Annotated in this window: 5 protein-coding genes; 3 read left to right on the top strand and 2 right to left on the bottom strand. The window is 45.2% G+C overall.

The annotated features are described in order from the left end of the window. Positions 1–53: 53 nt before the first annotated feature. Positions 54–329 carry a hypothetical protein gene (locus IQR33_RS30155; protein ID WP_005383040.1) on the bottom strand — a complete coding sequence of 92 codons (276 nt, stop codon included), beginning with the start codon at positions 327–329 and terminating at the stop codon, positions 54–56. Positions 330–552: 223 nt separating this feature from the next. Then, complete coding sequence (locus IQR33_RS30150; RefSeq protein ID WP_158157207.1) at positions 553–1,272, bottom strand: SIMPL domain-containing protein; 720 nt, start codon at positions 1,270–1,272, stop codon at positions 553–555. Between the two features lie 233 nt (positions 1,273–1,505). Between IQR33_RS30150 and IQR33_RS30145 the strand changes: the two genes are divergently transcribed. From IQR33_RS30145 to IQR33_RS30135, 3 genes are all read left to right on the top strand, one after another. Further along, positions 1,506–3,269, top strand: a complete 1,764-nt coding sequence (locus tag IQR33_RS30145; RefSeq protein WP_193837537.1) for a lysophospholipid acyltransferase family protein — start codon at positions 1,506–1,508, stop codon at positions 3,267–3,269. A gap of 590 nt (positions 3,270–3,859) precedes the next feature. Next, positions 3,860–5,812: a PTS mannitol transporter subunit IICBA gene (locus IQR33_RS30140; RefSeq protein ID WP_005379710.1), complete on the top strand. Its 1,953-nt coding sequence runs from the start codon at positions 3,860–3,862 to the stop codon at positions 5,810–5,812. A gap of 111 nt (positions 5,813–5,923) precedes the next feature. Next, positions 5,924–7,010: mannitol-1-phosphate 5-dehydrogenase (locus IQR33_RS30135; protein WP_193844284.1), on the top strand; the 1,087-nt coding region annotated here is incomplete at its 3' end.

Below are 7,010 nucleotides of genomic sequence, written 5' to 3'. Positions count from 1 at the left end.
AAGAGGCTAATGTTTTCTCATAGCCTCTTCTTTTCATTACTCACTAAATCGACTCATTGTCGACTTTCAGCCTCTAACTTCATTGCCAAATAAGCTTGGTCAGCAGAAACCAATTCAGGACGGTTAATCAACTTCCAGAGGAAGTATGGTGGGATTAAAAATACGATGAAGTAGAGAGATTCATGGAAGAAAACATCGGCTATCGTTTGCTGATGCTCCCAAAGTGCCGTCAGTGCGAAGAGCTCTAACATCACGCCTAATACGCCAAAGACGACAGAGACAACAATCGCTAAACCCAGTAGTTCTCTAATAAAGTGCTTGTATGCCATGATACTAATTCCTTCTAGCAATAAGTCATACTAACTTACGCTCATAAGAAAGAAGCCAGCTTGACTATCATCAAACTCCCCTCATCACAGTTAAGAACTTAGTTTTATAAAAAAGTACTTGTATATAGCGTCATCGAAGACTGATTTCCCTATCACAGAGCATAGATACCTCTACAAATAGAAGGTGATGGAACGACCAACTATTGACTATATGAGCGCAACTTTAATCAGATAAGTAATATTGAACCGTCGATACCACTCGTACTTTCTTAATGTAAGGCGTGTTGCTGTCTCGGTCATAAATCGAGAACTGCCCTTGAGTTGCACGTTTGATCTTACCCAGTGAACTCTGTGAGTCTTTCGCAAATTTCTCAGCCACTTCACGCGCATTCTTAGTCGCTTCTTCGATCATGTTTGGCTTCACATCATTCAGCTTAGTAAAGCTGTACTCAACACGATTTGCATAAGGATCTTGGTTAAGCAAAACGCCTTGCTTTCCTAGCTCACCTATTTCATTGATTGCCGCTCGAACAACATCAACACTCTGGCTATAAACCGTAACGGTTCGCGAGGCCAAATAACGATACTCAATGTCTTGCTCGCTCCCATATTGCTGTGCTTTTCTGTCAATGACCGCTGGGGAAGAAAGGGAAACGCTGGTTTCAGGAAGCCCTTTGGCACTTAGAAAGTCCAAAATCAAACGGGTTTGCTGGTCAATTTCATCAAACATGGCCCCCATATCATTACTCGCTAGAGTAAATTGAATCGGCCAAATCACCGTATCAGCAGGATACTCACGCTCCGACAAACCTTTTACTGTCACGACTCTTTCATAGGCTCGGTATTTCACCGCCGTCTGCTGCATAAAATAGCCAAGGATGCCAAGACCAAGTATCAAACTTAGCCCAATCCAAAGTGCTGCTTTATTGGAAACTCGTTCCATTATTTCCCCCTGATAAATATCAACTTAGCTTAATCTTTGTTCTAGATAAGATAGCCTATCTATTGTTTTAAGAGGGAGACATAACGCGAGTTTTGATTCATAGCACAGTGATATACCGTTTTCTTTAGTCAATAAAGCTTCATTGGTTTGTCACCAAAGGCTCATGCTTTTGCCTCTTAACTGTCATCTGTAATTTCTACTATCCAATCAGCAACTTGTACGCTGAGGTAAATATGGATAGTTCAACCCCTTTTCGTCTCCCTCGTAAAACGCCGTTTGGCATTGGTGAAAACGTTGCTGAATGGGCAACCGGTTTAAACCAACTTGATAAGTTCTACGCCCAACGCCCCGTTAATGCCGATACCAAAACTTTTCTCCGCTTCACGCTAGATATCTTAGGTATCGATTATCGCATTGCTCATGGTTCACTCGACTCAGTGCCTAAACAAGGTGCTACCGTCATTGTGGCGAACCACCCGCTTGGTTGTGTGGAAGGCGTCATCTTGGCCGAACTCTTGTTGATGGTACGAGACGATATCCAAATTCTAGCCAATCAATACCTGAAAACCGTACCAGAGTTAGATCAGCTCTTCATTGGTGTCGATGTGTTTGAAGGCAAAGACGCCGTCAAATCAAATATGAAGGCCCTCAGAGCGGCTAATAAACACCTCGCAAGTGGCGGCTTATTGCTTGTCTTTCCTGCCGGTGAGGTTTCCCAGTTAGTCGATGCCAAACAGCAACGCTTGGAAGACAAAGCGTGGAGTCGAAGCGTAAGTAGCCTGATCCGCAAAAACAAAGCAACGACAGTTCCAGTATTCATCAGTGGTCAGAACTCGAAACGCTTCTATATGGCAGGGAAAATCCATCCACTTTTGCGTACCCTAATGCTCGGGCGGGAACTACTGAACAAACATGCACAAACCATCAACTTGTCTTTTGGCCAAGCGATTAAATTCAAAGAGCTCAACACACTTAACGATGATCAAGTGGTGAACTATTTGCGGCTCAACACTTACTTGCTCAATCGTGAAACCCAATCAGTTAAGCCTTCTTCTTCATCAGAACTGCTCTCTCCAATAGCGGCAGGGTTACCCGTAGGCGAATTGCTTGAAGAGCTGAACAACTTACCAAAAGAGTCCAAGCTGCTAACAAGTGGTGAGTTCGATGTTTACTGCACGGAGTCGCAGAGTATCCCTTCCCTACTGCATGAAATTGGTCGCCTACGTGAGCTCAATTTCCGACAAGTTGGCGAAGGGACTGGACTAGCAATAGACATTGACCATTTCGATCATGATTACCTGCATCTGTTTGTGTGGGACAGAGAGAACCAATGCTTGGTGGGCGCGTATCGTTTAGGTCTGGTTGATCAACTGATTGAAAAGCGCGGCGTAGCAGGTCTGTATTCACGAACGTTGTTTAACTATGACCAACGCTTTATCGACCAAATGGGTAAATCCATTGAAATGGGGCGCTCAGTGATTGCACAGCAATATCAAAAGAGCATGAGCGCGCTACTGCTGCTGTGGAAAGGCATCGCAACGTTCGTTCATCAAAACCCAGATTACACTCACCTATTTGGTCCGGTAAGCATTAGCAACGATTATAGCGATACTGCACGTCAATTACTGGCTCAATCAATGACACTGCACCACTACGACAACAATTGCGCAGAGTACGTCACGCCTTCTAACCCACTTCCCGAGCACCACCGTGACTGGAACACCAGCATGCTTACTGCTCTGGGAGATTTACAGTTACTATCACGCGTAATTGCCAGAATCGATGAAGGGAAAGGTGTGCCCGTGTTACTGCGTCAGTACTTAAGCCTCAATGGCAAACTGGTGTGCTTTAATGTCGATCCTGCATTCAATAACGCGCTAGATGGGTTGATTACGGTGGATTTGCGCGATGTTCAAGAAAAGACGTTGGCAAGGTATATGGGACGCGAACAAACTCATGAATACCTCACCTACCATGCTAATAGCAACCATAAGTAAGCGCAGTGAGTAAGAAGGGAGTTGTGAGTCAATAAAAGCAGTGTAGCGACTCTCTTTTACTTTTCTATCAATTAGATAAGAGCACTTCGTGAAGTACGCCGAAAAGACTCTTATAAATACATTCTATCGAAGAGTCGCAATGACATTGAACACGCCAATCCCGTCGCAAACTTTCACAAAACACCAAAATCGACTTAGATCACATTTTACATCCAGACCAAACCAGCACAAAATGTGATATTGATCGTTACTGGTATTTAATTTGAATTTCAAAAGAAATCAAAAGTGATCAAGGTCACAAAGTATTTTTATTTTAAATTTGTCAGAAGATCGAATTGATCACTAAGATTTTTATTGACAGATTTGAAAGTGGCTTTTTGTTATTAAGTTACAAGTTAATAAGTTGAACTTGGTCACTTAAAAACCGTTTCTCAGCCCAAGAAATGCGGGCGTAGATCACGAAAAACCCGTTGTCAGTTCCAATTGGAAAATGTGTGGTAAATTGATTGGGTACTAAGCAATCAAACAAACGGTTTTGGCGAACCGTTTACTACAACAAGATTCATCAGAACATCGAACGGGGAATTGTTATGATATCACCAGATGCCAAGATCAAGATACAAAATTTTGGTCGTTTTCTGTCAAACATGGTAATGCCAAACATCGGCGCGTTTATCGCGTGGGGCTTTATCACTGCTCTATTTATCCCAACTGGATGGCTACCAAACGAAACGTTAGCCTCTATGGTTGGCCCAATGATTACCTACTTGCTGCCACTACTTATCGGTTACACCGGTGGTAAATTAGTTGGCGGCGATCGTGGTGCGGTAGTCGGTGCAATCACAACAATGGGTGTGATTGTCGGCACAGACATCCCAATGTTTATGGGGGCAATGATGGTCGGCCCAATGGGCGGCTGGGCTATCAAGAAATTCGATAACTACATCGATGGTAAAGTAAAAAGTGGCTTCGAGATGTTGGTTAACAACTTCTCTGCGGGCATCATCGGCATGCTATGTGCGATCCTTGCCTTCATCTTTATCGGTCCATTCGTAAAAATTCTGTCTGGTGGCTTGGCGGCTGGCGTTAACTTCCTAGTTTCTGCTCACCTACTACCACTGACTTCAATCTTCGTTGAACCTGCGAAGATCCTGTTCCTAAATAACGCGATCAACCACGGTATCTTCTCTCCACTGGGTATCCAACAAGCGTCTGAGACAGGTCAATCGATCTTCTTCCTAATCGAAGCAAACCCTGGTCCTGGTCTAGGTATCCTGCTAGCTTACATGGTGTTTGGTAAAGGTACGGCTCGTCAAACTGCAGGTGGTGCATCAATCATCCACTTCTTCGGCGGTATCCACGAGATTTACTTCCCATACATCCTAATGAACCCTCGCCTAATCCTTGCGGCTATCGCAGGTGGTATGACTGGCGTATTCGTTCTAACTATCTTTAACGCAGGTATCGTTTCTCCAGCATCACCAGGTTCAATCTTTGCAATCTTGTTGATGACTCAGAAAGGCTCAATCGTTGGTGTTCTAGCGTCTATCGCAGCAGCAACAGGCGTGTCATTCGCCGTAGCAGCACTGCTAATGAAGACTCAAACGTCAACAGAAGAAGACGGTGATGAAGCAGCACTAGAGAAAGCAACATCACAAATGAAAGACATGAAATCTGCATCTAAAAACGATGCGGTGGTAAACAGCCAAAGCAAAGGTGACGTAGACCTAGCGACAGTACAAAGCATCATTGTCGCTTGTGATGCGGGCATGGGCTCGAGTGCAATGGGCGCGAGCATGCTACGCAAAAAGGTTCAAGACGCAGGTCTGAACATCCACGTAACCAACCTTGCCATTAACAGCTTACCAGAGAGTGCAGATATCGTGATTACTCATAAAGACTTAACGGATCGTGCACGTAAGCATGCTCCAAACGCACACCACATTTCATTGACTAACTTCCTAGACAGCGAAATGTACAACCAGCTAGTCACCAAACTACTAGCCGCACAAAACCAATCCGCAGCCAATGACGACCAAATGGTAAAAGTGTCGCTCGTGGCAGCAAACGACGACAACTTCGAGCCACAGCAAACGTCGGTGTTCCAAATCCAGCGTGAGAACATTCACCTAGGTTTGAAAGCTGCCAACAAAGAAGAAGCGATTCGCTTCGCGGGCAACAAGTTGGTCGAACTTGGCTACGCAGAACCAGAATACGTAGACGCGATGTTTGAGCGTGAAGCATTGGTTCCAACTTACCTAGGCGAATCTATCGCAGTGCCTCACGGCACGGTAGAAGCGAAAGACCGCGTGAAGAAAACCGGCATTGTAATCTGCCAATACCCATCGGGTATCCAATTTACTGAAGACGACGATGATGTAGCGAAACTGGTTATCGGCATTGCCGCTAAGAACGATGAGCACATCCAGGTGATTACCACCATTACGAACGCGCTCGATGAGCCGGAGGCAATTGAGAAGCTAACCAGCACCAACGATGTGGAAGAGATTCTGAACATCCTTGGCGGTCAACAAGCGGCTTAATTACCCCTTTAATTTGCTCCTGAGGCAAATGAGGTCAGCTGTCACCCCCTATGCGGTTGGCCTCCCCCTAGTTTCGTAAGTCAACATTTTAGACATTGGTAGGTAAGAATTATGAAAAACGCAGTTCATTTTGGCGCAGGTAACATTGGTCGTGGCTTCATCGGAAAACTCTTAGCAGATGCAGAAGTCGAGGTCACATTTGCAGACGTTGACGCTCCACTCGTCGACCAACTGAGTCACAAGCAAGAATACAAAGTAAAAGTGGTCGGTACTGAGTGCCAAATCGACACAGTAACTCACGTCACCGCGGTAAACTCAGCCAGTGAAGATGTCATCGACCGCATTGTAAAAACCGACTTGGTAACAACAGCGGTTGGCCCTAACGTACTGGACATCATTGCAAAAACCATCGCTACCGGCATTGCTAAACGCTTTGCAGCAGGTAACGATAAACCATTGAACATCATCGCGTGCGAAAACATGGTTCGTGGCACGACTCACCTAAAAGGTGAAGTGTACAAACATTTGGATGAATCATTACACGCGAAAGCAGACGAGCTAGTTGGCTTCGTCGACTCCGCAGTGGACCGCATCGTACCACCAGCAGAAGCGGCGAACGATGACCCACTAGAAGTCACTGTAGAGAGTTTTAGCGAATGGATTGTGGATGAGCAGCAATTCAAGGGCGAAATCCCTGACATAGCTGGCATGGAAAGAACCAACAACCTAATGGCATTCGTAGAACGCAAGCTATTCACTCTCAATACAGGCCACTGCATTACCGCTTACCTAGGTTGCTTGAAAGGCCATCGCACCATTCGTGAAGCAATTGAAGACCCAAGCATTCACGCTGAAGTAAAACAGGCGATGCAAGAGAGTGGTGAAGTGCTGATCAAACGCTACGGCTTCGACCGTGACATGCACAACGCCTACATCGAGAAGATTTTAGGACGCTTTGCCAACCCATACTTAGTGGATGAGGTGGATCGCGTAGGTCGTCAACCAATTAGAAAATTGGGTGCAAACGATAGATTAGTGAAGCCTTTACTCGGTACAATTGAGTATGGCACTGAAAATAAAACACTTTTGAAAGGCATTGCCGCTGCGTTGAAGTACACTAACGACACCGACCCACAAGCCGTAGAGCTACAAAACTCATTAAAAGAAGTGGGTGTGAAGAAGACGCTAGCGACATACA

This window comes from Vibrio sp. OPT46, from assembly GCF_015163535.1.
GTDB lineage: Bacteria > Pseudomonadota > Gammaproteobacteria > Enterobacterales > Vibrionaceae > Vibrio > Vibrio alginolyticus.
This window is presented reverse-complemented; position numbering and strand designations above follow the sequence as displayed.